General features: G+C 62.1%; 32 protein-coding genes. 8 read left to right on the top strand and 24 right to left on the bottom strand.

The genetic code is table 11. From position 1 onward, the window contains the following. Positions 1 to 9: 9 nt before the first annotated feature. From IEX88_RS19065 to IEX88_RS19045, 5 genes are read right to left on the bottom strand one after another with little or no spacing between them, the layout of a single operon-like run. Complete coding sequence (locus IEX88_RS19065) at positions 10 to 1020, bottom strand: oligopeptide/dipeptide ABC transporter ATP-binding protein (RefSeq protein ID WP_244640357.1); 1011 nt, start codon at positions 1018 to 1020, stop codon at positions 10 to 12. Beyond that, positions 1002 to 2006: an ABC transporter ATP-binding protein gene (locus tag IEX88_RS19060; protein ID WP_188853767.1), complete on the bottom strand. Its 1005-nt coding sequence runs from the start codon at positions 2004 to 2006 to the stop codon at positions 1002 to 1004. The genes IEX88_RS19065 and IEX88_RS19060 overlap by 19 nt, the downstream gene beginning before the upstream one ends. Beyond that, the gene (locus tag IEX88_RS19055) at positions 2003 to 2899 is read right to left on the bottom strand and encodes an ABC transporter permease (protein WP_188853765.1); all 897 of its coding nucleotides are present in this window, start codon (positions 2897 to 2899) and stop codon (positions 2003 to 2005) included. The genes IEX88_RS19060 and IEX88_RS19055 overlap by 4 nt, the downstream gene beginning before the upstream one ends. Next, entirely contained in the window at positions 2899 to 3846 is a 948-nt protein-coding gene (locus IEX88_RS19050) for an ABC transporter permease (protein ID WP_188853763.1), read from the bottom strand. The genes IEX88_RS19055 and IEX88_RS19050 overlap by 1 nt, the downstream gene beginning before the upstream one ends. Next, positions 3843 to 5468: an ABC transporter substrate-binding protein gene (locus IEX88_RS19045; RefSeq protein WP_188853761.1), complete on the bottom strand. Its 1626-nt coding sequence runs from the start codon at positions 5466 to 5468 to the stop codon at positions 3843 to 3845. Before IEX88_RS19045 ends, IEX88_RS19050 begins: the two co-directional genes overlap by 4 nt. Positions 5469 to 5662: 194 nt before the next feature. Between IEX88_RS19045 and IEX88_RS19040 the strand changes: the two genes are divergently transcribed. From IEX88_RS19040 to IEX88_RS19030, 3 genes are all read left to right on the top strand, one after another. Beyond that, a complete protein-coding gene (locus tag IEX88_RS19040; RefSeq protein ID WP_188853759.1) occupies positions 5663 to 6286 on the top strand; it encodes a GntR family transcriptional regulator in 624 nt (207 codons plus the stop codon). Positions 6287 to 6576: 290 nt separating this feature from the next. Beyond that, positions 6577 to 6885, top strand: coding sequence for a hypothetical protein (locus IEX88_RS19035; protein ID WP_188853756.1), 309 nt, complete (start codon positions 6577 to 6579; stop codon positions 6883 to 6885). Positions 6886 to 7138: 253 nt separating this feature from the next. Continuing rightward, positions 7139 to 8473, top strand: a complete 1335-nt coding sequence (locus IEX88_RS19030; protein ID WP_188853754.1) for a tyrosine-type recombinase/integrase — start codon at positions 7139 to 7141, stop codon at positions 8471 to 8473. 43 nt (positions 8474 to 8516) lie between these two features. Here the strand turns inward: IEX88_RS19030 and IEX88_RS19025 are convergent, their stop codons facing one another. From IEX88_RS19025 to IEX88_RS18980, 10 genes are all read right to left on the bottom strand, one after another. Then, positions 8517 to 9329 carry an HNH endonuclease gene (locus tag IEX88_RS19025; protein ID WP_188853752.1) on the bottom strand — a complete coding sequence of 271 codons (813 nt, stop codon included), beginning with the start codon at positions 9327 to 9329 and terminating at the stop codon, positions 8517 to 8519. A 97-nt stretch (positions 9330 to 9426) separates the two neighbouring features. Further along, positions 9427 to 9966 (bottom strand): hypothetical protein, encoded by a 540-nt coding sequence (locus tag IEX88_RS19020; RefSeq protein ID WP_188853750.1) that lies wholly within the window; start codon positions 9964 to 9966, stop codon positions 9427 to 9429. Positions 9967 to 9996: 30 nt separating this feature from the next. Then, positions 9997 to 10263: a hypothetical protein gene (locus tag IEX88_RS19015; protein WP_188853748.1), complete on the bottom strand. Its 267-nt coding sequence runs from the start codon at positions 10261 to 10263 to the stop codon at positions 9997 to 9999. 30 nt (positions 10264 to 10293) lie between these two features. Further along, on the bottom strand, positions 10294 to 10779 hold the full coding sequence (locus IEX88_RS19010) for an AcrIF11 family anti-CRISPR ADP-ribosyltransferase (protein WP_188853747.1): 486 nt from the start codon (positions 10777 to 10779) through the stop codon (positions 10294 to 10296). A 76-nt stretch (positions 10780 to 10855) separates the two neighbouring features. Next, positions 10856 to 11095: a hypothetical protein gene (locus tag IEX88_RS19005; RefSeq protein WP_188853745.1), complete on the bottom strand. Its 240-nt coding sequence runs from the start codon at positions 11093 to 11095 to the stop codon at positions 10856 to 10858. Between the two features lie 86 nt (positions 11096 to 11181). Then, the gene (locus IEX88_RS19000) at positions 11182 to 11460 is read right to left on the bottom strand and encodes a hypothetical protein (protein WP_188853743.1); all 279 of its coding nucleotides are present in this window, start codon (positions 11458 to 11460) and stop codon (positions 11182 to 11184) included. A 1-nt stretch (position 11461) separates the two neighbouring features. Then, on the bottom strand, positions 11462 to 11800 hold the full coding sequence (locus IEX88_RS18995) for a hypothetical protein (protein ID WP_188854146.1): 339 nt from the start codon (positions 11798 to 11800) through the stop codon (positions 11462 to 11464). Then, entirely contained in the window at positions 11800 to 12126 is a 327-nt protein-coding gene (locus tag IEX88_RS18990; RefSeq protein ID WP_188853741.1) for a hypothetical protein, read from the bottom strand. Before IEX88_RS18990 ends, IEX88_RS18995 begins: the two co-directional genes overlap by 1 nt. A 47-nt stretch (positions 12127 to 12173) precedes the next feature. Then, positions 12174 to 12425, bottom strand: coding sequence for a hypothetical protein (locus tag IEX88_RS18985; RefSeq protein WP_188853739.1), 252 nt, complete (start codon positions 12423 to 12425; stop codon positions 12174 to 12176). Positions 12426 to 12793: 368 nt separating this feature from the next. Then, positions 12794 to 14056, bottom strand: coding sequence for a hypothetical protein (locus IEX88_RS18980; RefSeq protein ID WP_188853737.1), 1263 nt, complete (start codon positions 14054 to 14056; stop codon positions 12794 to 12796). A gap of 196 nt (positions 14057 to 14252) precedes the next feature. Between IEX88_RS18980 and IEX88_RS18975 the strand changes: the two genes are divergently transcribed. Continuing rightward, positions 14253 to 14453, top strand: a complete 201-nt coding sequence (locus IEX88_RS18975) for a hypothetical protein (RefSeq protein ID WP_188853736.1) — start codon at positions 14253 to 14255, stop codon at positions 14451 to 14453. 39 nt (positions 14454 to 14492) lie between these two features. Here the strand turns inward: IEX88_RS18975 and IEX88_RS18970 are convergent, their stop codons facing one another. Together IEX88_RS18970 and IEX88_RS18965 are read right to left on the bottom strand one after the other, a co-directional pair. After that, positions 14493 to 15455 carry a hypothetical protein gene (locus IEX88_RS18970; RefSeq protein ID WP_188853735.1) on the bottom strand — a complete coding sequence of 321 codons (963 nt, stop codon included), beginning with the start codon at positions 15453 to 15455 and terminating at the stop codon, positions 14493 to 14495. A 10-nt stretch (positions 15456 to 15465) separates the two neighbouring features. Next, entirely contained in the window at positions 15466 to 17829 is a 2364-nt protein-coding gene (locus IEX88_RS18965; RefSeq protein WP_188853733.1) for a hypothetical protein, read from the bottom strand. A 110-nt stretch (positions 17830 to 17939) separates the two neighbouring features. Here IEX88_RS18965 and IEX88_RS18960 point away from each other — a divergent pair, with 110 nt between their 5' ends. Beyond that, a complete protein-coding gene (locus IEX88_RS18960; protein WP_244640355.1) occupies positions 17940 to 18416 on the top strand; it encodes a DUF6998 domain-containing protein in 477 nt (158 codons plus the stop codon). Positions 18417 to 18428: 12 nt separating this feature from the next. Here IEX88_RS18960 and IEX88_RS18955 read toward each other — a convergent pair whose 3' ends face one another. The 5 genes from IEX88_RS18955 to IEX88_RS18935 form a co-directional block, all read right to left on the bottom strand. Then, positions 18429 to 19493, bottom strand: coding sequence for a DUF8611 domain-containing protein (locus tag IEX88_RS18955; RefSeq protein WP_188853730.1), 1065 nt, complete (start codon positions 19491 to 19493; stop codon positions 18429 to 18431). Between the two features lie 55 nt (positions 19494 to 19548). Then, positions 19549 to 19857 (bottom strand): hypothetical protein, encoded by a 309-nt coding sequence (locus IEX88_RS18950; RefSeq protein ID WP_188853728.1) that lies wholly within the window; start codon positions 19855 to 19857, stop codon positions 19549 to 19551. Next, entirely contained in the window at positions 19832 to 20440 is a 609-nt protein-coding gene (locus tag IEX88_RS18945; protein WP_188853726.1) for a hypothetical protein, read from the bottom strand. The genes IEX88_RS18950 and IEX88_RS18945 overlap by 26 nt, the downstream gene beginning before the upstream one ends. Continuing rightward, positions 20437 to 20946, bottom strand: a complete 510-nt coding sequence (locus IEX88_RS18940; RefSeq protein WP_188853724.1) for a hypothetical protein — start codon at positions 20944 to 20946, stop codon at positions 20437 to 20439. The genes IEX88_RS18945 and IEX88_RS18940 overlap by 4 nt, the downstream gene beginning before the upstream one ends. A 62-nt stretch (positions 20947 to 21008) precedes the next feature. Further along, positions 21009 to 22139 (bottom strand): HAD domain-containing protein, encoded by a 1131-nt coding sequence (locus tag IEX88_RS18935; RefSeq protein ID WP_188853721.1) that lies wholly within the window; start codon positions 22137 to 22139, stop codon positions 21009 to 21011. A gap of 80 nt (positions 22140 to 22219) precedes the next feature. Between IEX88_RS18935 and IEX88_RS18930 the strand changes: the two genes are divergently transcribed. Beyond that, on the top strand, positions 22220 to 22666 hold the full coding sequence (locus tag IEX88_RS18930; protein ID WP_188854099.1) for a DMT family transporter: 447 nt from the start codon (positions 22220 to 22222) through the stop codon (positions 22664 to 22666). Between the two features lie 172 nt (positions 22667 to 22838). Here the strand turns inward: IEX88_RS18930 and IEX88_RS18925 are convergent, their stop codons facing one another. Then, positions 22839 to 23192, bottom strand: a complete 354-nt coding sequence (locus IEX88_RS18925; RefSeq protein WP_244640382.1) for a DoxX family protein — start codon at positions 23190 to 23192, stop codon at positions 22839 to 22841. Between the two features lie 284 nt (positions 23193 to 23476). Between IEX88_RS18925 and IEX88_RS18920 the strand changes: the two genes are divergently transcribed. Both IEX88_RS18920 and IEX88_RS18915 read left to right on the top strand, forming a co-directional pair. Then, the gene (locus IEX88_RS18920) at positions 23477 to 24478 is read left to right on the top strand and encodes a sensor histidine kinase (RefSeq protein ID WP_188853717.1); all 1002 of its coding nucleotides are present in this window, start codon (positions 23477 to 23479) and stop codon (positions 24476 to 24478) included. 661 nt (positions 24479 to 25139) lie between these two features. Continuing rightward, a complete protein-coding gene (locus IEX88_RS18915; protein WP_188853715.1) occupies positions 25140 to 25583 on the top strand; it encodes a MarR family winged helix-turn-helix transcriptional regulator in 444 nt (147 codons plus the stop codon). Between the two features lie 346 nt (positions 25584 to 25929). On the opposite strand, the gene IEX88_RS27085 is transcribed toward IEX88_RS18915, so the two are convergent. Beyond that, positions 25930 to 26061, bottom strand: a complete 132-nt coding sequence (locus IEX88_RS27085) for a hypothetical protein (RefSeq protein ID WP_274604629.1) — start codon at positions 26059 to 26061, stop codon at positions 25930 to 25932. Positions 26062 to 26296: the final 235 nt, after the last annotated feature.

Here is a 26296-nt window from a genome sequence, read left to right as displayed (position 1 = left end):
GCTCGGCTTTCAAGAGACGGGGTGGTGACAGGCGACCGCGCGACCTTGTCCGTGCGGCACGAGAACGGGATCGCTGGCCCGGCAATCGTCCTGGACGAAGGCGCAGCGGCCGGAAAAGCGGCACCCCTTCGGCAAATCGAGGGGGCTCGGGATCTCACCCGGCAAGGGCTCGGTGATCGGCTCGAAGAATTTCGGCGCGGCGCGGCGCAGCGCCAGCGAATAAGGATGGGCCGGCGCGGCCAGAACCGCGTTCGTCGGCCCGGTCTCGACGATGCGACCGAGATACATGATGGCGATCTCCTCGCACAGATAGCTGGCGACGCCGAGATCATGGGTGATGAAGAACAGCGTGATCCCCATGTCCCGCTGTAGCTTGCGCAGGAGATTGAGGAGCTGGGCCTGGGTCGAGACGTCGAGGCCGGACACCGCCTCGTCGGCGACGAGGACGGAGGGGTTGGAGGCGAGCGCCCGGGCGATCGCCACGCGCCGCACCTGCCCGCCCGACAGCGCCGAGGGATAGCGGGCGGCGACATCGGCGGCGAGGCCCACCCGCGCCAAAAGGTCCTGCGTTCGCGCCGCAACCTCCTCTGGCGGACAGATGGCGAAATGGCGCAGCGGCTCGGCCACGAGCTCGCCGACGCTCATGCGCGGATTGAGCGAGCCGCGCGCGTCCTGATAGACCATCGCCACCTCGCGGGCGAAATCCTGTCCCCCGGCCCGCATCCGGGCCACGGGCTGGCCCCGGTAGAGCGCCAGCCCTTGCGTCGGTTCGGTGAGGCCGAGGAGCACCCGCAGCAGCGTCGACTTGCCGGAGCCGCTCTCGCCCACCAGCGCCACGCTCGAGCCCCTGCGAATGCTGAGCCGCACGCCGTCGAGCGCCGCCAATCCGACATGGCCCCGCGCCACCAGGCCGGATCTGACGCCGACCTGGTAGATCTTCTCGACGTCCAGAAGCTCGAAGAGCGGCGGGCCGCTGGGGCTGGCGGCATCCGGCAGGGCGTTCATGTCGGGTTCCAGCATGCGAGGGCGCGTCCGTCGAATTCCGCCAGCGGCGGCCGCTCGGCGGCGCAGCGTGGCAGGGCCCGGGGGCAGCGTGTGGCAAAGCGGCAGCCCGCCGGCATGGCATCGTAGCTCGGCACGCCGCCCTCCGGCGGATCGTCGAGAATTTCCGCGCCGATTTCGAGGACGCAGGATTTCAGGAGGCGCGTATAGGGGTGGCGCGGATCGTCGAGAACCGTCCGGCAGTCGCCGGCCTCCATCACCTGGCCCGCATAGAGCACCATGATGCGATCGCAGCATTGGCTCGCCAGCGCCAGGTCGTGCAGCACGAAGATACAGCTCGCGCCGCGGGCCCGCGTCTGCTCCAGGATCAGGCTGACGATCTGGGCCTGGATCGTCACGTCGAGCGCCGAGGTCGGCTCGTCGGCGAAGAGGAGATCGGGGTCGCAGGCCAAAGCAATGGCGACCATGACACGCTGCTGCATGCCGCCGGACAGTTCATGCGGATAGGCCGACAGACGGACCGCGGCATCGTTGATGCCGACGCTTTCGAGAAGGGTCACGGCCCGCGTCCGCGCCTCGTTTCGCCCGAGCCCCAGCTTGCGCCGGAGCACCGAGATCAGCTGGGCGCCCACGGTATAGCTGGGGTTCAGCGCTGAACCCGCGTCCTGGAACACCATGGCCAGGCGCTGGCCGCGCAGGGCGGCCCAGCCCTTTTCATCGAGCGCGACGAGGTCGGCGACGTCGTCGAAACGCGCCCGTCCTTCGATCGTCGCCTCCTTCGCGCCGATCAGCCCCATCAGGGCGAAGGCGATGGTCGACTTGCCGGCGCCGCTTTCGCCGACGAGGGCGAGCGTCTCGCCTCGGCCAAGGGTCATCGACACGCCATCGAGGATGCGCTTGTCCCCGCGGCAGAGCGTCAGTCCCTGAACATCGAGAAGGGGGGGAACATCAAGAACGGGGGGGACATCGAGCAGGGGTCGGACATCGAGCAGGGGGGCGTTCATCGGGCGCGCTTCAGTTTGGGATCGAATTCCTCGCGCACGCCGTCGCCGACGATGGCGAGCGCGATCAGGAGCAGCGCCAGCGCCATGCCGGGCATGCCCGACATCCAGGCGGCGAAGCTGACGAAGCCGCGGCCCTCGGCGATCATCAGGCCCCAGTCGGGTGTGGGCGGGGTGACGCCGATGCCGAGAAAGGACAGCGAGGAGGAAACGAGGATCGCCTCGGAGACGCGGATCGTCACCTGCACCATCAGCGGAAAGACGACATTGGGCAGGATGTGCCGGCGTACGATGGTCATCTGCGACAGGCCCATCAGCCCGGCCGCCTCGATGAAGAGCTGCGCCTTCACCTGCAGCACGTCCGAGCGCACGGTGCGGGCGAAGGGGCCGATCAGCGAGAAGCCGACGGCCAGAATGACCTTGTCGACGCCCTGCCCAAGAATGGCGATGAGGGCGACGGCGAGGATCAGCGAGGGCAGCGCCAGGATCGAGTCGATCAGCCGGAGCAGCGCCCATTGCAGCCAGCCGGTGGCGAGCCCCGCCGCGACGCCGAGGACGAGGCCGCCGATCGCGCCGAGGACGACCGAGACGAGGCCGATCAGGAGCGCGGTGCGCGCCCCGAAGATGATGCGGCTGAGGATGTCCTTGCCAAAACTGTCGGTGCCGAGGAGATGGGTCGCGCTCGGCGGCATCATCATCGCCTCGATCGACTGCGCCAGGGGATCGTAGGGGGCGAGCCAGGGCGCAAAGAGCGCGCAGGCGACGAAGGCGAGCGTCACCAGCAGCGCCATGGTGAAGAACGGGCGCCTGAGGAAGATCGACCGTCGGCGGACGGACGCGGCGGTGCCGCCGCCCGTCGCGACGGCCCCGCTCGCCGGCATGTCCGTGACGGTCATCAGCGGGCCCTCAGCCGGGGATCGAGGAGCGGATAGGAGAGATCCACCAGGAGGTTCACGGCGATGAAGAGGACGGCCGTCAGCATCACGCCGGCCTGCACCATCATGTATTCGCGGCCGAGCACGGCGCCGGTCAGCATCTGGCCGATGCCGGGCAGCGAGAACACCGTCTCGGTCAGCACCGCGCCCTGCAGAATGCCGCCGAGCTGCAGCCCGAGGACGGTGACCACGGGCATCATGATGTTGCGCACGCCATGCACCCAGACGATCCGCCATTCCGGCTCGCCCCGCGCCCTGGCGGCGGTGATGTAGGGCTGGTCCAGCACTTCCACGAGCGCCGCCCGCGTCACCCGCACGATCATGCCGATGAAGAAGGTCGACAGCGTCAGCGCCGGCAGGACGAGATGGTAGAGGCCGTCCCACAGATCCTCCCAGGGCGCGACAAAACCCATCACCGGAAAGGCGCCGACCTTCACGCCGAGGAACCAGATCAGCAGGATGCCGAGGAAGAAGGAGGGGAAGGCCGTGCCGGTCAAGGCGAAGACCGCCGCCGCCGCGTCCCAGCCCGTGTCCTTCTTCACCGCCGACAGCACGCCGAGCGGCACGCCGACGACGATCGCCAGCGTCAGCGCGGCCGCCGTCAGCGTCAGGGTGACCGGCAGCGCCTGGGTGACGACCAGCTCGAAGATGTCGGCGCGGGCGACATAGGACTGGCCCCATTCGCCGGTCAGGAAGTGGACCAGCCACTCCCCGTATTGGACGACGACCGGCTGATCGAGCCCCATCGCCTGCCGAAGCTGGTCATAGCTCTCCTGGGAGAATTCCGATCCGAGCATCAGCAGCACCGGATCGCCCGGCGCCAGCTTCAAGAGCGAGAAGCTGGCGATCGAGACGATCAGGAGGACGACGCAGGACTGGGCGATCTTGCCGAGCGCCTGTGCGATCATCCGGCCAGGCTCACATCGTGCAGGTTCAGGAGATCGCAGGGCACGTACTGGAAACCCTGCACCTTCTTGGAGAAGACCTTGAAGACCGGCAGATGCGCGAGCATGGCGACCGGCGCCTCCTCCATCAGATGGTCCTCCGCCTCGCGGTAGAGCGCGGCGCGCTTTTCCTGGTCGACGATCGAGCCGGCCTCGATGCAGAGCCGGTCGAACTCGGCATTGTCCCAGCCCCAGTAGTTCCACGCCCCGCCCGACTTGAACTCGGGGAAGAGGGTCTCTTCGGGATCGAGATCGGCCCACCAGCGGAAGTCGAGGATGGCGAAGTCGCCGTCCTTCAGCCGCTTGACCCAGGCCGCCGGCTCCAGGAGGACGAGGTTCACCTTCAGCCCGATCTCGGCCAGCATGGGCGCCAGCGTCTGGGCGACGCGGGTGCCGCCCGGGCCGTCCTCGCTCATGATGTAGTCGATCTCGATCACATCCTGCGTCTTGGCCTTGGCCCTGAATTCCTTCGCCTTCGCCAGGTCGTAGCGCTGACCGCGCCCGCTCTCGGCGATGTCAGGATCGTAGAAGCCGGTCATCGGCGGCGAGATCGGCGAATAGGCCGGCTGGCCGAGACCGAAATAGGCCTGCTTGTTGATCGCCTCGCGATCGATCGCATAGGCGACGGCGCGGCGCAGGTTGATGTCGTCGAAGGGCGCCTTGCGCAGGTTCATGCCGACATAGGTGTAGTTGCCCTCGATGCCGCCATAGACCTCGACGGTCGGCACCGACTTCACCTGGGGCACCAGCTGCAGCGGGCAGTCGCTCATGCCCTCGATCTGGCCGGAGACGAGGGCGGCCACGGCCGTGCTCGGCTCGTTGATCAGCATGAAGGAGGCCTTGGCGAGTTTCGGCATCCCGGCTTCGAAATAGTCGGGATTGGCCTCGAGCTCGATGGAATCGTTCTCCTTCCAGCTGACGAACTTGAACGGCCCGGTGCCGACGGGGTTGCGGCCGTAGTCCATGCCGTATTTCTCGACGGCGGCAGGGCTGACGACGGTGCCGGCGCGCCCGGTCGAGCCGGTCAGCGCGACCGGCAGGAAGGCGTAGGGCTTGGAGAATTTCAGCCGCAGCGTCAGCGGATCGACGATCTCGACCTCTTCCAAGAGCGCCAGCTTCCAGGCATGCGGCGAGGCCGGCGTTCCCGACTTCACCCGCATCAGCGAAAACTTCACGGCCTCGGCGTCGCAGGCCGTGCCGTCGTGGAATTTCACGCCCGCGCGCAGCTTGAACAGGTGGGTCTTGTCGTCCTCCATGTCCCAGGTTTCGGCAAGGTCCGGCACGAACTGCACCGCCGTGCCGTCATAGGTCACCTTGAGCAGGCCGTTGTGGATGTTGTTGATCACCTGCACGGCTGAGAGGAAGAAGGTGAAATGCGGGTCCAGAGTGTCGATGTGGCTGATCGAGGCGACGCGGATGTGCCCGGATTGCGCCGCCTTCGCGGGATCGGGAAGGATGGTGGTTCCGGCTGCGGCGAGCAGGCCGGCGCCCATGCCCTTCAGCAGCGTCCGCCGCCCGATGAGCGCGGAAAGGCGCTCTTCGAGAATGGCTTTGTGGTGGGTGCTCTGCGCGGTGTCGCTCGTCATGTCAGAACCTTTTCCATTTCGACCGGGGTTGAGACGCGCACGGCGCGCGGCAGAGAAGCTTGGGCGCGGCCGCTGGGCCGGGGGGCGAAGATCCAAGGCCAAAAGTCAGCGTCGACCGCTTCCGAGATGGAAGCTAACAGCGATATGTATACAGAATCAAGACTAATTTTTGGGCATGAGGAATCTTTGTGCAGATGTCTAAAACATCGTCGGATAAAGTGCATTCCGCCATCATCGAGCGGATCATGACGGGCGAGCTGAGGCCCGGGGACGTGCTCAACGAAATTCCGCTGGCCGAGGCTTTCGGCCTGTCCCGCACGCCCGTGCGCGAGGCGCTGCACCGGCTGAACGTCCTCGGCCTCACCGAGCGCGGCGCGCGCCGCGCCTTCGTCGTCAAGCGGATGGACATGAGTGCCATGCACGACCTCTTCGAGAGCGTCGCCGAGATGGAGGGCCTCGTCTCGGGCATGGCCGCGGACCGGATGACGGCGTCCGAACGCCAGACCCTGACAGCGATCGTCATGCGCGGAGAAAGCGCCGAAGCCGACTATGGCGAAGCCAATGCCGACTTCCACGCCGCCATCCAGCGCGGCGCCCACAACGCCGTCCTGGCGGCCCTCTTGCACGATCTCAGCCTGCGCACTTTGCCCTGGCGGGTCGGCCAGTTCCGCGCCCGCCGCGCCCGCATCGAGACCTCCCGGTCGGAGCATCGCGCCATCCTGGAGGCGATCCTGGCCCGCCGGGGCGACGACGCAGCCCAGTTGATGCGCGCCCATGTCGCCGCCTCCTTCGCGGGAATTCTCGACATGATGGGTTAGGGCCGACAGGTCCTCGCCGGCTTCCGGCTCGGCGAAAGCCCTCCGCGACGGTTCATTCGCTGGGCGCCACGACCGACTGAGTCGGCACAGTCGGTCGCCCAAAATGGCAAGACGCCGGCCCCTGCCAGCATGACGAAGGCAACCTTCAACGACAGAGCGACCCCCTCGTCCGGCAGGTCGCTCCGGCCCGTCCCGGCAGCGACAAACCACCGCGTCGAAGTTCGCCTTGGCCATGGGCCCATATCGTCCGGTCGAGCGTTACACCCCAAAGCACACTCAAGGAGAGACCCATGGCGACGACGCTGACGGCGCAATTCGAGACGAGACGCGAGGCCGAGATGACGATCGAGCGCCTCGTGCAGGAGCACGGGATCGAGCGGACCGACATCTTTGTCGTCGCGGCGGGTCAGGAAAACACCGCGGGCGAGGAAACCGCCGGCTCCGATGCGAAGACGGCTGAGCCCAGCGAAGAGGCGCGTCACGACGCAGCCCTCAACGGGGCGATCGAAGTCTCGGTCGACCTCGAGGACGACGCCAAGGCCAGCCTCATCCGCGAGGCCTTCGCGGAGTTCAGCGCTCACGACGTCGAGCAAGACTGACCGCGACGCGAAGGCGCCCCGATGCCCCAAACCCGATCGCCCGGCTTGCCTTAATGGGTGGAATTAGTTGGTGATCCCGACTGGATTTGAACCAGTGACCCTCAGATTAGGAATCTGCTGTCTAAAGTCAAAATTCCTTTCCACGAATTTCTAATTTCCGTGCAAATAACCGAAATTTCTTGGAATTTTCGCTGAGGTCGGTTCGCCTCCTCTTCCCGCCGCAGCAACCTCTGTATAGGCATATGCCCGAGATATGCCCGAGTTTTTGCCGCTGAAGGATTTTCCCGTGCCTGAGAGACTGACCGTCGACATGGTCCGGCGCCTCCGATCCGACGGCGTTGAGCGTGAAGTCGCGGACGCCCGGCAGCCCGGGCTCATCCTGCGCGTCGGAAGGAAGTCGGCGACCTTCCGGTATCAATGGTCGGTCGGCTCGTTTGGTAAGCAGCGGAAAAATCGGCTGGTCCTCGGTGACGCCGGCGAGCTTGCTCTCGATGACGCCAGGGATCTGGCAAGGAGAGCCGCGGATCTCGTCACTCAGGGATTGATCCCTGATGAATCGTGGGTGCGGTCCGAGCGGATGCCGATCGGAGACACCGCTGTTGCTGCGCTGGATGTCGCGACGGGGCGCTGGACGTTCGCAGAGGCCAGAACGGCATTTCTCGCGCACGTAAAAGCTAAGCGAAAAGCTGGAACGTTGCGCGACTACACAGACTACTTGGAGCGTCCTGAGCTCTTTAAGTTCGAGCATCGCCCCGTCGATCAGATTACCGAAGAGGACCTGTCGACAGTTTGCGCCGTCATCCACGCGACCGGTCGCGAAGGCACTGCTGAGGGCATGAAGAGGAAGCTCTCGTCGATGTGGACCTTCCTGCAGCGACAGCACAACCGTGAGAAGTCGGGCGTCAGGAAGCGGGTGCAGCTCGACGTTCCCGAGCGGACACCTGGCAAGCGGAGGCCTAGAAGATTTCCTCTGCCGTCCGAAATCAGGTCTGTTCTCCAGAAGGCGCGAGCAGGCGAATGCGGTATCGCGTCGGCTCCCCTCGTTCTCCTCTTCCTGACCGGACAGCGCAGGGAAGCTGTCGCAGCCGTGTCGACCGATGACGTCCGAGACGGTGTCTGGCATATCCCACCGCTCCACCGGAAAACCGCGGATATGCGCGAAGACACACGTGTTCACACACTGCCGTGGCCTGAAGAGCTGGAAATGCCGCCGTGGGGTGAATGGGTTTTCAAAGCCAAGAGGAAGAGGGCTGGGAAGGGTGCGAAGCCACACGTTGCCGGCTCGACGCTGACGCATGCATTAAAAGCTGAGACCTGGTCACCGCATGATGTCAGGCGCACGTTGACGACGGTCCTCAGACATAAGGGCTACAAGCAGGATCGGATCGCGCTCATTCTCGATCACAACGAAGGCGGCAAGTCTGTCATCGATGCTCACTACGACGCTTACGAAGACTTACCCGAAAAAACCGAAATGCTGACAGCCTGGTGGGACGTTCTCGAGGGGCGTGACCTCATCGACGAGGAGCGGGTATTCAAGACGCACCGTATGCCGCCGAAGAAGCCGCGGTTTCGGGCGAAGGAGTAGGCCCTCATTACAGGGTCGCCCTGTATTGTCTATTTTTCGCTCATCAGACCCGGACGGGCACTGGGAAGTCAGCTTCGTCGAAGCCCAGTCTCGCCAGCGCCCAGAACGGTTCGTTGTACCTTCGCCTCTCGGAGGCCCACGTCGTACCCGTATAAGCGATCTCTTTCGGCCACGCAGCACGGTCATAGGCCATCGCCGCATCCTCCTTCGTCAGATATCGCCCAAGGTAGCGTCTCTTGCCGTCGTCGGTGATCGACGCCTGGAACAGTTCGAGGCCTCTGACCATGGCGCGGGTCACGCCAATCTTTCCCGTGGCGTTCTGAACCTTCTTCTCGACGAACGGTCGGGCGACCCTCTGCATGCGGTTGGTCTGAGCATGATCCTCGTGCAGCTCGTTGGCTGCCCGGTCGTATGCCGCTGCGGCCTCTTCAGCCGTGTTGTAAGAGCCCAGGTGCCTGGTCTTGCCGTCCTGCTTGATCATGGCGCGCCACGGCTTCGCCCTCTTTGCGTCGAAGGTGACACCCTTGAAGCCGGTCGTGTTGGTCACCGGCTTGCCGATATTCCATTTGTTCTGCTGATCGGTCGCCAGCCGCATGTTGTCGAGGACATTGCGATCTTTGACGCCATCCTTGTGATCGATGATCTGCTCCGGCCACTTTCCGTAGTGGATCCTCCATGCCAGCCGGTGGACCAAGACGCCCTTCCCTTGAATCGTCGCTGCGAGATAGCCCCTCTCGGTCTTCGTCCCGACCGCCTTGCCTTTGCACTGCCCGTCCAGCCAGGTCACCACGCCGGTGTCCGGGTCGTACGAGAATCTACTCACATCGATATCGTCCTGGTTCTTGATCTTTGGCATCGTCATTCTCCACACCGGCGCTCAGGCCAGCCTATGTTTCAAACTCGACCGGCAGCCTCATCGCCGCCAGCCCGTCCATCCGTTTCCGATATTGAAGTCAGTCGTCCCAGGATTTGTGACTGCCATCGAAATTGCTGTCGTCCTTCGCCCAGCTCACGATGTCGGAGTATTCGGGAAACCACGCGACGGTCATGCACATGCCCTGGTACATGCGACCGACCTCATAGTCGTTGTTATGCGCGACATCGCGGATCCACAGCTGCAGCTCAGGATCCCTTTCCGTGAGAGCTTCCTCGGCATCTTCGCGACTGGAGATGAATTCCCTGTTCGCATCTTCATCGAGGAGTCGATGGAGATTTACGATCAGTGCAGCCAGAGCCTCCTTGCTGACACCGCGGATGTCCTCGAGGCAACGACCCTTCGAGGCTTTGCCATACTTCGCCTGCGGAGCACGATGGAGGTCGGAATAGGTGTGGATGCCGCAGGCGGCCAGCGCATTGACCGCCCTCACCGGAACCGTCTCGTAGGACTGCGTGTCGGTGTCATCCATATCCGTGACGAGCGGATATTCGGATAGCATGTCGTCAATCGGCATGGGTTCCGAAAGTTCTATCCGAAAGATCGATTTTCTGGTCATGCTGTCTCCTGTTGTCTGGTGGCCGGGACGTCACTCGCCGTGCCGGTATTCCTGATTTTTGAGGTAGAGTGTCGTGTTCCGCCGCTCGATGACTCCAGCCGGTGTGCCTTCCGGGGGGTCCATGAAACCCTCGACTACCGCATGGAGGTATGCGAACTCCGCCATGACCTCGACCGGAACCTTGGTTCGGCCGGCGGACATGTTGTTGACCGTGGCGGCGCTGTAGCCACGCTTGCCGAGGAACTCCCGGCATTCTTCGAGAGACATGCCGACGGCTCTCCAGACCCTCGCGAACATCGTCCTGTCCTGCTGCCCCATCGGGACCCCCTATTCGAAATGGTCGCTGTACCGCCCGAGGTAGCGCCAGGCGCCGTTCAGCTCGTCGTTGCGACCGCTAAAGTCGACGGCGAAGACTTCGCCCTGCTCATCCCGATCGCGGACCGCATGGAAGCCCATGCGACCGGCTAGCTGGGCACGTAGCCGCTGCTGGTGCCAGCAGGCGTCCTCCACTTCCTCGTCGGCATCGAGGAGAGACCCGTCGATGATGGACTGAGGGTCGATATCCTTGCCCCATATAGCCTGGACTTCGGCAATGGCGGTTGCATCGGCGACCAGGGCAAAGACGTCGATGTGCGAATGATCCATGTCGAGCACGTAGACGTGGTCTGCATCGCCCTGCGTGTACGAGGCCTCGATCGCATCGATGTCTTCCTCGAAGTCGGCATTGATGAAGAAGACGACCTGGTCGAAGACCCAATGAGAGTCTTCGGGAGTGATCCTGAGGCTGTCGGTGTAGGCGCGGTGGACGAGCATTTGAGTTTCCCTGCGGTGCTGCAGGATCACCATATACAATTAAATTGCGTATGCAAGTGAATTGCAGTTGCCGGCGTCAGTTCCGGGTCTTCGGCCCGAAGGCCAACCCAATCGGCTCCAGGCTCTTGAAGATATCCTTCGTATCGAGACGGTACGTCGCCCCGCCGCCGGCCGCATTCGCAAAGAAGCCGTCGCCGTTCTCAACGAAGAAGCCGATCTCGACGCGCTGGCCTTCGTGATGGAACACGCCCTTGAAGCAGAATCTCTCCTCGGTCAGCTGCTCGACCGGCGTCGTCTTGCCGCCGTGCAGCTCCACTTAGCCATCGATGTCGAGGATCATCGTCAGGACATCGCCGCCCTTCCCGTTTGTCGTCCAATTCGGGGTGATGTGCCTGTATCCGCTCACTTCGGATTCCCCCTCGCCCGCTCGACGAGACCTTTCACGATCTCCCGCCGGCGCCTGGGCCCATCGGGTATCCCCGCATGGTTGCCACTGCCTTCTTCGAGCATCCGTGCGACCTCGGCGATCTTGTCCATCACGGCCTCCGACACCGGCGTCCTGCCGCCCGACATGTGTTTGACGGCAGCAGGCGTGAGGCCGAGGAACTCCACGAGTTCGGCCTCGGAAAAGCCGATTGCGCGCCAGGCCTCCCCAAATTCTGTCGTCGCCTTCCGGGCCATCTCAGGACTTCCTCTTCTTGCGGGCGCAGGCCGCGAGCAGCAGCTGCCGGCATTGATCCGGGCTCACGTGCCGGATGGCGTTGTGCTTGACGATCGCCATGCTCATGCAGGCCAGGGTCGGGGCATCCGCCTCGACGATCAGCGGCTTCAGGATCCGTTTCGACATGCGACGGTAGGTCCGGACGTCGTGCTGGAGGAGCTGCCGGCGGACCATCATGCTCCACGCGAGCTTGGCAGGATCGACGCCCGGGAATTCCTTCGACCGTTTCCGCATGTCGACGAGGCGGGCGTCGGGCATGATCGTGAGATCTGCCATCAACGACTGGAGGATCTCGGCCATCACGCCGCGATCCTGGGCCTGAGCTTCTCGATCTGAGCCCGCATTTTCTTGACCGCCAGCTTCCTGGCCAGCCGGAACGAGATGACCTCGGTGACCTCGCCGCGACCGTTGCGGATGTGCCCGTGGGTCTTGGTCTCGGTCTCAGAGGAGTCGAATCGGCTGGCGCTCAGCAGGCTGCGGATGACGGGCTTCTCGCCTTCGACGTTCAGGCAGGTGCCGTTGTCGAAATGATAGACGTAGACCCCGGGCTGATCGCCGGCGGTCTCCAGCTCCATCAGGTCCCAGCAGAGTTTGGCCCGGAAGCAGTGGGTGTAGGATTTGATCATGATGGCTTCCCTCGATCTGGCTGCGCTAGGGATGGATGATACAGCTGCTAGGTGCGAACGGGGACCATGCGGATGTAGCAGTCAGTCTCGCGCATGACGTAGCCGTCCTCGCCGCGGATGAGCCGCTTGGCGCCTTCGGCATCGTCGTGGCAGCGGACCCAGCGGTGTGTGCCGGCGAGGGCTTCGGGTGTCTCTTCGTTCAGGAGGTGCATGTAGCCGACCATGTTGCCCGCAGCCTTGCAGTTGGTCTCGGCGGGCGTGCGGCCGGCGGCCTGCGGATCGGTGGAGTAGAAGCTCATGTGGGCTGACGTCGATCTGACCTCGCCGAGGCGGTGTGTCGGAACTGTTCCGACGGCCTTGCAGCGCATGCCGAGGAAGGCCTTTCGAAAGCTGATGAACTCCGCCGGCAGGACATCGACGTCGCGCTCGGTCAGGACCTCGATGTAGTTGTCTAAGGCGGCGACGATGCCCGGTGGGTCTCGATGCTCATGTTGAGGATCTCGTTCGCGAGGATGGCCTCGTTCTCGATGCGGAGATCCAGGCAGGCTTGGGTTGGCGTTCTCATGTCGGCTTCCCTCTAACTGGCTGCGCTGAAGTCTGGGATGCCTGTCGGCGGATCCCCGTGACGCCTCCCCCGAAAGAGAGGCGCCTAAGGCATCTGTCGATATCAGGCCTCGTCTTCGTCCTCGTCGACCTCGGCTTCTCTCCAGCCAGACTGACGCTCCACGTTCACGTCGCCGGAGATCGTCTCGCTGTCGCGGCGGAAATCGTTCGGTCGGCAGAAAGTGACCCAGACGGCGCTCTCGTCCTTCGAGTTGACGATTTCCAGTGGCCCTACGCTGCCGGCCATCTGCTCGAGCTTCTCGAACATGCGAGCACCTTCGCCGCGGCATTCGTGACGAGTGTCGAGATAATGGACGCCGTCGTTACCCGCCGCGGCGATGCCGTAGACGTAGTCGCTGCAGCTGTCGTACTCGACCTGCCCGGCGGCGACCTTCTCGGCCAAGGCATCGACGTCCGCGAGCGTCACGGTGTCGGTCTCGCTCAGGATCGTGACGTCGGCGACCAGCTCGGTCGATCCGGATTTCCTAGCCTCGACGAAGAGGTTTCCGTCGACGACGGAAATCATGAAGGCCCAGTTGTATCCGGCGTTGGTGCTGTTGCCGGACTCGTCGAAGTAGAACTCCTCGCCCTCCGACAGACCGCTCCCGCCCCGCTCGGCCTTGGCGAGCTTGGCAGCCTCATCGGCCAGCTTCTCGCGGACCAGGAAGTGGATGTCGCGCTCGAACTCGAACTCCAGCGGCTGGCCGGTATTCCAGTTGTCCGAATGGTCGTAGTTCGTGTTGATCTCATCGCAGAAGCTGCCGTCGTACTCGACCCAGTCGCAGAAGAATCGGCTGTGGACCACGTCGCTGCCGGCGACGGTGAAGCTGACTTCGGCGGTCAGCATGTAGCACCCCTCCTCCTTGGTGAGATCGAGGTTGTCCATTGCGACGATGGTCACGTCGGAGACGTCCAGCACATCCATGGCTTCGGACACCTCGTCGGCCTCGGCGGCGCAGGCGGCGATCTTCATCGGACGCTTGGCCTCTGTCTGCGCCTGGAACTCCCAACCGAGCCTCATCAGGTTCTCCATGATGGCATTGAGGTTCTTCGGGCCGAGCCCGAGGATGTTTTCGATGCACGCATCCTCGTGGAGCTCGTCGTTGCTCAGCGCGATCTGCGGGGCGCGGTAGACGTCGAGGTAGGTGTAGATGCCGCACTCGTTCAGTGCATTGATCGCCCTCTGCGAGACCGGCTCATATTCCTGGGTCTCGGTGTCCGGCATTGCGGCGACGATCGGGAACGAGGCGTAGAAGCGATCCTCGGCGTCTTCGTAGCCGGGGCGGGAGAGATCGATCTGGAAGAGGGATTTGGAGAGCGTGGTCATGGTGGCTGCCCTTTCGGTTGGCTGCGCGGTCATTCGAATGACTGCATCCGCTGCAGCCATATGAGCAATCTAATGACCTATTAGATCATAGTCAAGCCCGAATCACATATCTCCGTTCAAACAAAGTGCGGGTCGCCAGAAATCTTTTGGGGGAACTTCCGGCATTTCGGCGGTTTTACACCCAAAGGAGATCGCCATGTCCGACACCCCCACCGCAACCGACCGCATCGACACAGCCGAGCGCCAGGCCGAAGACGTCCAGCGCCAGCAAGACCAGACGCCCGACGAAGCCGCGCAGGAATCCGTCGAGAAGGAGGACATCGAGGAGGAAGAGCAAGCCGACGTCGATCGGCTGGAGGAGATCGACGCGGCGTTGACGGAGAACGGCGGCCCCTGACCCGCGCTGTATCCCGCCTGTCGCGAAGAAGCTGCAGACCTAGTCGCGAGGATTGCGCTCCGCGATATCGATGTAGGTCTTCAGCACCAGTGACGACAGGTCGGTAGGCGAGTAGCTCTTCGTCCGGTTGGACTTGTCGACATAGCCGTAGCGATCGGGACCGAGCATCTCATACTGGAAATAATTCACCCTGAGGCTGCGCGGTGTCGAGTGGGGCGGCATGAAGCCCGGCAGGGCCGGCATGTGCGAGTAATACTCGAGCCGCACCGGGCAGTCCTCGATCTCGTTCAGGTATTTCGGCTCCCATCCTATGACCAGGACGGTGCCCAGCCCGTAGAAGACTCTCATCGACTGATAGGACGGAACCGGCTTCATCATCAGCCTTATGCCCGCGTCGTCGGCGATCGCATCCGCTCCTTCCGCCAGCGCCTCCACAAATTCGTCGTAGGCTGCAGTCGCCGCCGCGTATCCCTTGTCACTCTTCAGGAATTGACTCTGATCCCTCCGGAGCTTCTCGGCCCGGGTGAACCGTTTGGCCCGGTCGCTCGCTGACTCGATGCTCGGCTCGCCACCAAGGGTCTGGATCTTATGCTCGACGACGCCGGCAGCGACATCGAGGCCGAAGGTCTTCAGTCCGAACCAGAGTTGTGTCGGAGGCAGCCATTCCGGCGCGGTGGGCGGCTCGTCCGTCGGGATGAACAGGGTGAAGCCGTAGCCCTTGTGGAATGCCCGCTTGCGGATCGCTGTCTCCTCAATCCTGGTGAATGGGGTCAGCCCCCATTCCTTCCGATAGAACACAACCACGACCCGCGCCTTGCCGCCATATACCGCGTTAAAGGTCACCTCGCCGTCCGTACCCGCCAGGAACTTCTGCTGCTCCGTGTAGATGAAGGTCTTGAAGCGATCCTGCAAAAGGTCGTTCAGCTGCTGCGCCAGGCCTTGGTCAGACTGGTGGAAGCTGAAAGCAACATCGTACTCGAATTTGTCCGGAGCATTTTCCATATGCCAAGCCTTAGAGCTTCAGGAAACCCAAGTCATAGATCTGCGGGCGCAGCTTGTCGGTCAGAAGGCCGTAGGCGGTACCGAATGCCGTCCAGCTAACCGGGTTACCGGCACCAGCGACCTCTCTCGCCGCAAGGGCGCTACGTACCTGATACCAGCCAACGTCCGGACGGTTCAGCTTGAAGGCGTCCCGTGTCTTCCGGTCGTCCGTCATGTCGAAGAAATGCTTCCAGATCACCCTTCCGGCCTTCAGGACAGCCGTCTCCTTCGACAGGGAATGGGTGGCGAGGTAATTGGACATGAAATCCGACTCGAAGCGCTTGGGAGAACCGACCTCTGTCTCGGTGAACGGGATGAAGTGGTTCACCAGCGACCAGGTCTTCCCATTCCACTGCAGCCCGTCAGCGCCGGCCGTAAGGTTCGAGTTGCTGAACAGCATCCAGATCAGGCTGTCGCTGGCGAACCTATCCGGGATGGGTTGCGACGGGATGAGGAACTGGTCGCGATCATTAAGCCATGTCTTCCGGATGATGCGCCTGGCGGTGAACACCATCGCAGCCTTCCGGAGATTGGTCTTCGTCACGAGGAATCCGCCGGCACTGCAGTAGCCGGACGAGAACAGCGCGGTGTCGCCTGCATGCTGGATGTCAGAGCCGTTGCAGATCATACCGCCGATGGCGCCGTCGGCCCACTTCGTCCCGCGGACGTCGATGGTCCTTGTGGTCGCCGACAGGGCATTCGACAGAGGGACGGCATCCACGCCGTTTGGCTTGGACCTGACGATCCACTTGTTCAGAAGCATGCTGCCAGGGACGTTGTAGAAGGTCTTCTGTCCGATGCGGTTTGCCTTGATGTCGAGGACCTCGGCATCGACATCGACCATCTGCTCGCCCTTGTGAGCCTTCTTGCTGGTGTCCCACACGAGGAACCCGATCGGGAACTCTCCCTTCAGTCCGTCAAAGGCCTTGCTCGGCACTACGAAGCCGCCGAGATACTTCGCCGGCCAGGCTTGCCGAAATTTTTCGAAGTTCGGCGAGTTCACGTACTTCAGCTTGCTGAACATGCCGATGATGGCGCCGGGCATCTCCATCGAGATCCGGGTGACGAACTGGGTGAACAGCTCCCGCGAGGCGTACCCGACATCGCCCATCGTCGCGCCGATCGCCGTGGTGGCGACATCGACGCCGGCATTCATACCCTCGGCATAGGGCGGGTTGATCAGGACGAGCTTCTTTCCGTTTCCCTTGAGCATCTTCAGCAGGTCGGCAGGCAGCTTCCCGGTGAGCGAGTAGTCGATCGATCCATCGGCTGCGATGTCGTCGTTCAGGTAGTCGTATTGGAATCGGTGGGCCTGCACACAGGTGTTCGTGGCTACCATGATGTCGATGTCCGACTGGTTCAGGGTCGACATGAACAGGTTGCGGTGGTTGCTGTGCTTGGTCTCCAGGTTCCCGACGCCGCAGCACATGTCCCAGACGGAATAGCTCTTCTGCCAGTTCTTCCCCAGCACGCTTGCGAGGACGTCATAGGCCTTATCGACGACGCGGAGAGGCGTGTAGAAGGCGCCGGTGAATTCCCGCTCGTCGGTCGGAATGAGGCTATCCCGCCGCTCGAGGAGGTAGTTCCGGTACTCCTCCTTCGGCGGCTTGTGGTACATCGTCCAGAAGCGCGTGTATCCGGTCGTGCTGTCGAGCTCGTAGGTCTTCCCCTTCATGACGAAGACCGGGTCCTTCCCCTTGTGGAGGAGCTGAGCAGGAAGGTCCTTGTGCGTCGAGACGGTGCCGTCGTGCATGATGTCGGCGAAGAACAGCAGGTTGTAGCTGTCCTCGGTCACGCCTCGAATCTCGACGCCGATCATCTCGACCCACTTGTCGAAGACCTGCTTCAAGTTGGCCGGCGTGATCTGCGTCCGGATGATGTCGCCTGACTTGATGGCGTCCTTCACCGTGCTGATGAATTCGGCCTCGTCCGTGGCCATCTTGAAGGCGACGAAGTGCACGCCGATGTAGGCGGACACGGCCTCCAGCGCCTCGACCGTATAGCTGCTGGCCGACGTCCCCCACTTGATCTTCTTTCTCGACAGCAGCGGCAGCACGTCGCTGGTCTTCATGATCGCCGCCTTCTCCGTGTCGATCACGGCGAGCAATCCGGGAATCGGTTCCCCCTTGTCCAAAGCGTCCTGCACGTAGTGGAGGAGCTGCGTGAACATCTGGTAGGCGGAGTATTTTCCGGACTGCTTGGCCTCGAACCAGACCTCCTTCGTCCGGATGTCGATCAGGCCCTTCTTGAACGACTTCAGGCCGAGCGCCTTGATGTAGAGGTCCTTCACGTCCTCCTCGCTCGAGGCCTTCTTCAGGTCGTTGTAAAGCGTCATGCACCACCTCAGTCAGGCCATGGCGCAATCACTGGTCGTCCGCGGCGACAATCATTTCGCCGAAGATCTGCTGGGACGCAATGGTCGCCAATCTCCAGGAGCTGTTATCGTTGTCCACCATCCGCTTCCCTCTCCCGCCGGCGATCGCGAATCTGGTTCTCGCGAGGAACGAGCTGCGCGATCACTACGTGAGCTCCGGACTGACGTTCACGCTGGATGGAAATCTGCTCGGCGACCTGGGCGAGGCAATCGCGGCGGAGATCTTTGGCGTAAAGCTCCAGGGCCGCAGCGTCACCGGCATCGACGGTCACGCACCGGACGGTCGCTCTGTCCAGGTTAAAGTCACCGGAACCGACCGGGGCCCGGCATTCAGAATGGTGGATACCAGGGCGGATCACCTGCTATTCTTCAGCCTGGATGTCGACAATGCAGAGGGCTTGGTGATCTTCAACGGGCCCGAGCACATCGCCTTGGGTCTCCTGCCTCACACATGGGTCGGCCAGAGATCGCTGACGCGGAACCAGATCAGAGCCGCGGACCGCGAGGTGGATGACGCGGATCGGCTTCAGCCTATCATCTCGCTTTGATCAGAACTCAGCTCAATCCTTGTAACGCCTCTGATATCGCGCCCAAACCTTTTCCATGTCGGCGACGGCGAGCTCTTCCTGGATACGCCTGGTCGCATTGTCCGAGAAACCGTAGTGCTCGGACTTGCCGAATTTGAAAATGTGACAGCAGTCGCGGTCCTCATCCAGTCCCAGGTGCCACCGCATCGCGTGGCATTTGTTCGGTTTCAGCTTTACCTTCTTTGCGAGGGTGGTCTTGGACATGTGAAACTTCTTCTGAAGATCAACTTCGCGTACTGCCGCAGCGCCCTCAGGATCGTCCCCGCCGATGAATCGAACGGGCGCGCCCTCCTTCTTGGAAAACTTGACGGTGAAAGTCGTACCCTCACCTTCCGTCGACATGCCGATCGTCCGAAGGCGCGGAAACACGACATCGATATTCGCATTAGCCCTTATGGCTTTCTCCACTCGGTCAACGTCTTTCTCGCTGACCTCGACGTTCTCCGTGACCACGGCTTCCATGGCGAGCAGTGAGCGGATACGTGCCCTAGCTTCGTCGCGCCGTCTCATGCCGGGACCCAGAAGCTGATTGATTGCGGTATATTCAGCATCCACCAGGACGTCGAAATCGCCTGGGGGCCTGGTCGATACGGGCAGCACCCTTGGCGGGATATGGGATGCCAGGTCGTCTTCAAAGACGTGACGCAGATACTCGTCGAAAGCCGTCACAAGTGCCCGGACATTCAGGTAGAGGATGCCCTCCTCAACCGTCACGATCCAGTGCTGTTCGGAGTCACGGAGGCGGTCGACGACCCTCATCACTCCGGCCTGACTGCCGGTAAGACCAAACTTTTCAGAGCAAAGTCTCACGCAGGCCTCGAATGTGAGAGACCTGTTGGCTTTCTTATCGAAGACCATTTCGCGCTTCTGGCTGAGCGCAGCCTTCAGAAGCATTTCGCAGGCATGTTGGAGATTGAGCAGAACAGCTGTCTGACGACCATCCTCATGATAACCGTTGAATGCGGTGATGCCAGCCTTCAAGGAGTGGATGGCCTTCGTCTTCAGAGTTCGGGCATCGCGTACCGGTCGAATCGCCATGACATCTCCTTGGAAGAAGACGAACGATGCATTCAACCTACGGCGGTGTCACCCCTCAGACGGCCATCATCGCCAGCGCATCGAGGTCGGTCTCGTCATATTCAAGATCGGGCTCCGCCACCTCCACTGGCGGCGGATTGACCTGGTCGAGATGACCTTGGATCGCAGCCTCTGTACTCTGGCTCCGCTCCTTCGTGAGCTTCAGCCATTCCCCGCCTCGGATCCTGACGAACCGCCGCGTCTTCAGCAGCAGCATGTCCATCACATGGTGCGGGACCTCCCATGTCAGGTTCACCGACACCCGTTTGTTGAACTCATCGTATTTCGAGAAGCCGACGTTATCGATTTTGAAGGGCTCTGGCATCGGAGAGGGATTGTCGTGCCGGGTCATGATGGCCGGCCTCTCGTCGAAGAACCGAGCGGGACGCGAAGTCTTCGTCGCCGACGTGGCGGTCCCACAACGTCTTCTGACCCTTCGCCGCGGCGAGTGTCTTGGCCAGAATGCGTTGGCCAGATGCAGTGCGTGTGAGGAATCGGATTTCCATCCCGATACCGCGGAGACCGTAATGTACCTTCAGGACCGACAGCTCATAGATCGGCTCTCGGACCGAATGACCGCCCATCCAGCCGACCTCCCTCGCCCCAATGATCAGCATGCCGTCGATGGTATGGCTGCCTGCCGCTGTCCAGCCGCGGTCGACCAGCATCGGATTGACCTCGATCTCATACCTGGCGAATGGGCCCTTGGAGTACCATCCCCTATTATCGCCTTTGACGTCGTACATGACGGTGATCTGAGTGACCGCGTTTTCGTCAGTAGCCGAAACCGTCAGCAGGTCTCGATCCGGTATCGCCCGGTGCTGGCGGTACATCATCTGATAATAGACCTTGCTCCGCACCGTGTTCAGGACCGCCTCGACGATTTGTTGTGACCTGGCCGGCGTCAATGCCTCACCGCCAACGCCTCGTCCGCCGCTTCCAGGACGCCCTGCATGACCGTGTGGACCTCATCGAAATCGAACCGGCCCTCGAGCTGCTTCAGCACGTCGCGGGCCATCTCTGCGATCCGGGACAGCTCAGCCTTCAGCGCGATGACCTCGACCGAGGCGTTGTCATTCCACTTGATGACCGCCGCCCGAGCCCCTGGCGTCTCCTCATCGACACCATCCTCCTCCCCTTCATTCGGCCCCCGCGCCCCGCACCCGTTGCAGACGACCGAGGCGGTGGAGAAGTCGTCTCGCTCGACGAAGGCGCTATCCGTCCGGCAGAATGGGCATGCCGATGAGATGGGAGGCAGCGGCGGCTCGGTACCGTCGTCGTCGACCTCATCATATGGGACGTCGCCGCCGCACGAAGGACAGTCGATCTCAGGCTCGCCGCAGACACAGAGGTCTCCGCCGCAGTGGCAGTCGATGGAGCCGATGTTCTGGCAGGTGTCGCAAAAGAGCTTCATCGTCTCGGCCTCCAACGCCAAATCGGATTGCATCCCGGAGCAGGATCGCCCCGGGGTATGTGTCAGCCGGCCGCCTTGGCCAGTTCGTGTGCCTGCCCGTCGGCGAAGGCGTCGAGGTAGCTCTCCGACACAAGGCGGGCCTCGGCTTCGGTGCTACAGCCGGCGAAGGCCAACTCGGGCATGAAGACTTGATAACCGCGGAATGGCACCTTCCACTCGAAGAAGACACCGTCGCCCCCGACCCTCGGCAGGCGCTCGATTGCCAGGGGCTGGTCGCCGCCGAAAAGCCAGTGGGTGATGGAGGCGCCGATCATGGAGATCCGCTCCTGCTGCTGAACGATCTCGGCCCTGACGCCTGCCACACGCCGCTCGAGCTCGAAGACGATCAGATGAAGACCGTATGGGCAGTAGCCACCTTCCATGGTCTCCCCGATCCTCACCGCGACATGCCTGCAGAACCAGCCGATAGGTCCGCCGGCGACCACCGCTTCCCAGTCTTCCGGATACTCTTTGATCGTTTCGGTGATGATGTCTTTGGCCGCCTCGTTAAGCACCAGCGGATCCTTCGGCCCGGCAGCCTCGTCGGCAGCGTCGGAGGCGATCTTCCTCGACAGTCTAAGGGCCTCGTCCGACCAGTCCTGTCCGTCCGCCTCCTTGTATGTCGGTGACATCCTGGTCCGGATGAAGTCGAGCGGCGGCTCGTCATCCGGGCAGCCGGCATCCTTCGCGATCTGGCCGATCTGCATCATCAGGCTGTCGGCAATCGCGACGGCAGACTCCGGATCCGGACGAAGATGGGCCGGCTTCTTGTTCCACGGCGTGAAGGCGGCCAGGCGGTCGAGGGATGGCCAAGCGCCCTGAAAATTCCAGGCACGGTCGTCGATACAAACGGTCGCCGGCGGACGGGTCTTCGAGAACGTGATGGCGGCCTGGATCACCTGGCCCTTGCAGACGCCGAACTCGGCATAGAGGTTCGACCGGATGAATTCCTGCACCGCGATATCGCCGGATGGCTCGTTCAGCCGGCTCGACACGACGACCACCTGAAAGCGCCCGTCATTGGTCAGGTCGCGCAGGAATTCCATGGCGCCCGGCGTCGGCCCGTCCGAAACCGTTTCCGCGTCGGACCATGGCGTCGTGTACGCGTGCAGAACGCCGTCGAAATCGAGCGCGATGATTTTCTTGTGTGTCATGTGATTTTGGCCTCCAACGCCATTCCACGGGATCGAAGTGTCTCAGACGAACCGGAAAGAGGAAACCCCGCATGCAGTCGATGCTCAGTCTCGCTCTGGCCGCCGCTCTAGCCATCACGGCGGGCATCAGCATCGTCATTCAGCAGGCATTAAATACGAACATGCGTGTTGCTCTGAGCTCCGCCGCTTGGTCGGGCTTCGTGAGCTACGCCGTCGGAACCGCATGCATGTTGGTTCTCGCGCTCGCCCTCCGAGACCCTATCCCCTCCGCCAGCCTAGCGACCCGGATACCATGGTGGGCATGGAGTGGGGGCATGTTCGGGGCAATCTTCATCGGGATCGCCATCTTTCTCGTGCCGCACCTCGGCGCCGCAACCTTCATCGCGCTACTCGTTGCGGGCCAGATGATCGGCTCAGTGACGTTCGATCACTTCGGCTGGCTCGGCCTGACTCAACGGCCAGCTGACCTGTCCCGGCTTGCCGGCATCGCTCTGGTGATCGGCGGCGTAGTCCTGATCAGGCGATGACGACCTGGGGAACGAGCCTCTGACAATGGTCTCCCAAGTCGTCGCCGTCATTGCATCCGGGCTGTCATGATCAGTCAGCACGGCCGGCATTAACCGGCACCAACAGATGCAATAGTGTGACGCCCCCGCCGGAAGCATCCTAACTGTGGGTGCTTCCGGCGGGCTTCCATTTCTAAATTGGGCGCCGGTCACCGCGTGAGCCGTCCACGCTCCAGGCACCTGGCTCGGCGAAGAAGATCAGCAGGAAGACGAAGCAGTAGAGGATCGAGGCATCGCCGCCATTGAGGACAGGGTACAGGCTCCTGGGAGCGTGAAACATCCAATATGCGACCGCCATTTCGCCGGCCAACAGGAATGCAACAGGCCTGGTCAGGAAGTCGAAAACGATGAGCAGCCCGCCGACGAGCTCCATCACACCGCCGATGCCTGATAAGGACAGAAGCTCCGGCATCCCCTTCTCCGGAGGCGCGGGAAACCCGAGGATCTTCTGCGTACCATGCTCCATGAAGATCAGTCCGGTGACGATCCGAAGCGCTCCGAGCGCAAAGGGCGTTTAACGATCGAGCGTATCCAGCGGTCTCATCAATGTCTCCTGTCATGCCCTGGCGGCAGTGCCCGGCTTGCGCAACGTGTACCGCAATTCCTGCCGACATTCACGCTGGCGAGACAGTCAGTCTGATCGCCCGACTTGGCTCAACCGCGATGGCGTCTGCAACCCGTCACCAGGGTCCATCTCTGGATAGGGATGGCTCCATCGTGGCTCATGCCGTATCAATCCCAGATACCGTCAAATCTCGAGTGGTCCCATGCATGCCTTTCCGTGACCCAGAACACCCCCTCTCGAAACCCGAAAACCTCTGGCGCGCTATTAGCGCCGCCGGTGTCGCTCTCTGGTCGTGGAAGGTATCCGACGACACGTTCGCCATGGACGAGCAGGGCTTCAAGATGTGGGGCCTGGATCAAAGCCACCAGGTCCGGTTCGAGGACATGTCGGCTCGGATTCATCCAGCCGACCGGGATCGCGTCCGTGCTGCGTTCACCGCAACACGCGGGATCGTCGGCGCCTACGAAATCGACTTCCGCATCATGATCGGCAGAGAAATCCGATGGATCTCCGCCCGCGGCCTGGGTGACGACTCCGCTCTGCACAAGGGTCAGATGTTCGGGCTCTTCCTCGATGTGACAGGACGCAAGCAAGCTGAGGAAGGTCATGAGCTCCTGGCTGGCGAGATGAGCCACCGCGTCAAGAATCTTCTGGCGATCGCAACTGGCCTGACGCACATCACCGCTCGTTCGGCGAAGACGGCGAAGGAAATGGCCGAGGAACTGACGGGGCGGCTGGCAGCACTTGGACGAGCCCATGACCTCGTCCGCCCCCTCCCCGGCGGCCAGGGTCGCGCAGCTCTCCTGGGCGATCTCCTGACGATCCTGCTTTCGCCCTATGAAGATCTGGGAGCATTCAGCGGGCGGATCCGCGTCGCTGTCCCACGCATTGGTGTCGGCGAAAACTCCGCGACTGCGCTGTCGCTGATCATCCACGAGCTCGCGACGAATTCCGTGAAGTACGGCGCCCTGTCAGTGGACACCGGCGTGCTAGACTTCTCCGGATCAACCGATGAGGAAAAGATCACGCTGGTCTGGACGGAGAGCGGCGGGCCGGCGACCGCTCCGCCGGAAGGTCCGGGCGGCTACGGCAGCAGGCTTGTGAAGAGGAGCATAACTGACCAGCTCGGCGGCACCATCGAATACGATTGGTCCGCCGACGGACTCGTCGTGACGCTGACGATGAATTTGGAGAAACTGTCGGTGTGATTGGTCCAACAAGCGGTCCATCGTGTCATCCAGCCAGCCGTGACACCTAAGACAACGGCAGTACGATGACTTTGCCCTTTCGGATCATGGTGAAACTGCCGGTCGGCTTGAAGAGATTGGTCATGGCGACGGGCCTCCATGTACGGCCGGCGACCTAGGCAGCCTTATGCCTTCCCAACGTCGTCACTGCGGGCGGCTTGGGTAGCTGCCTCGAGCCGTTCCAACTTTTCAATTAAATAGTCTGGCAGGTTAAACTCCGGATGATACCCGACACGTTGCTTCAAAAGCCGATGAAGGTCGGGATTCTGAACCGGATCTACGAGAAGCGGTCTGCGGTCGCGCATGCTTGCATTCCTAGCAGATAGCGATGGGAATCAAGTTCCGTCGCAGCTACTAACCGAGAAAGAGCATTGCGTGTCAAGCATTTGGGCGGAAGCCTATGCAGCGCGTCCTCCGCCCCGTCTCGTGCCCCACCCAATTTTGAACAAAGGCGACAGCGAACTTCCTCCTTGTTGGAAGTAGCGGCGGTCACGGTTTCGTTTGTTGCCCTCGAGTTTTTGTTAAGGTTAGAACCCGGCCTCTTACCACTGTCTGATAATTGTTCGTGGTGTCCACGATGTCCGGATTAGCATCCCTCGCATGGAATGCGTAGAAAGTGTCGATGTCAGAATTTATAGCCAGAAACTCGCTGGATTTCATTGTTGGGGATGTTTCCAGACTCCTTCGTCATGGCCTTGAGGAGCTGATTGGTGAGGCACAGTTACAAATCACCCCTGGGGAATTTAGAATGCTTCACGAGATCACGTTTCGGGGTCCAGAGAGACAATGCGATCTGGCGGCCGTGATGGGGGTGGAGCCGATGACGGTGTCCGCACTTCTGGTGCGCATGGAACAGCGGAAGCTGATTACCAGGATACCCGATCCAGAGGATCGACGTGCTAAACTAATTGCATCGACCGCGACGGGGCGGGATCTTCTGGAAAAAGTGAAGCTGCTTGCTCAGGAGGTTATTGCTCACGCAACGCGTGGGCTGGGGCCAGCAGAAACTCGGAACGCTGAAGCAGCCCTGCATAGAATGCGCATGAACCTAGTAGCTGGATGGTAGGAACTGCAGTCTATACAATTAGTCCAAGCTTAATTGCCCGAGCTACCGAATGCTCAATACTCGTGGCTAGCAGACGCCGCCTTGCCTGATCAAGGCAGTCCTCGACAAATTCTACATCGAGGCCAAGATATTTCGCAGCTTCTTCGGCAGTGAATCCATCTGCTATTAGTTGCAGGCATGCTAGTACATGCTTCGGATACCGTCCGCGCATGAGTGCTTTCAAATCCATAATCTTAAGTTCAAGTCACAAATACGTCAGATACAGTGATATAAGCGACGGCTGGCTAATTAGTCAATGAGCCCTTTGCACAGCATCGAACGGCCGCCGGCACAGCGCCCCGCGCACTCATTCCCGCCTGCCCACCGCCAGCGCGCACGGCACCTTTCCGGCGACATCCGCACCAGCCGGGACAGCGACGAAGCTGGCCTCGAGGCAGGTCCACTCGGGCAGCTTGCCGGTTCTGAATGTGGTCTGCATGGTGGAAGTCTCTCTACTCCTCGATGGTGATCCGCGTCCTGTGACGACGCGGCTATGCTGGTTTACTCGGTGGTCAGCGCCAGCCGCACGCTCGGGCTGCCTGGGTGATTCCGGATTCCCCGACTGCCAGGCCGGGTGGGCGGGGGTCCCCGGGCGTGGAGCAACGCCGGTGGGACAGTTCGCTTCCGCCAACCTTCCACGCTTACGAAATTTTGCGGACCGGCCCCCTCGGGCT

The sequence above is a fragment of the Aureimonas glaciei genome (assembly GCF_014643375.1).
GTDB classification, from domain to species: Bacteria; Pseudomonadota; Alphaproteobacteria; order Rhizobiales; family Rhizobiaceae; genus Plantimonas; species Plantimonas glaciei.
Note: the sequence above shows the minus strand (reverse complement) of the source record. Positions and strands in the feature narration are given on the sequence as shown.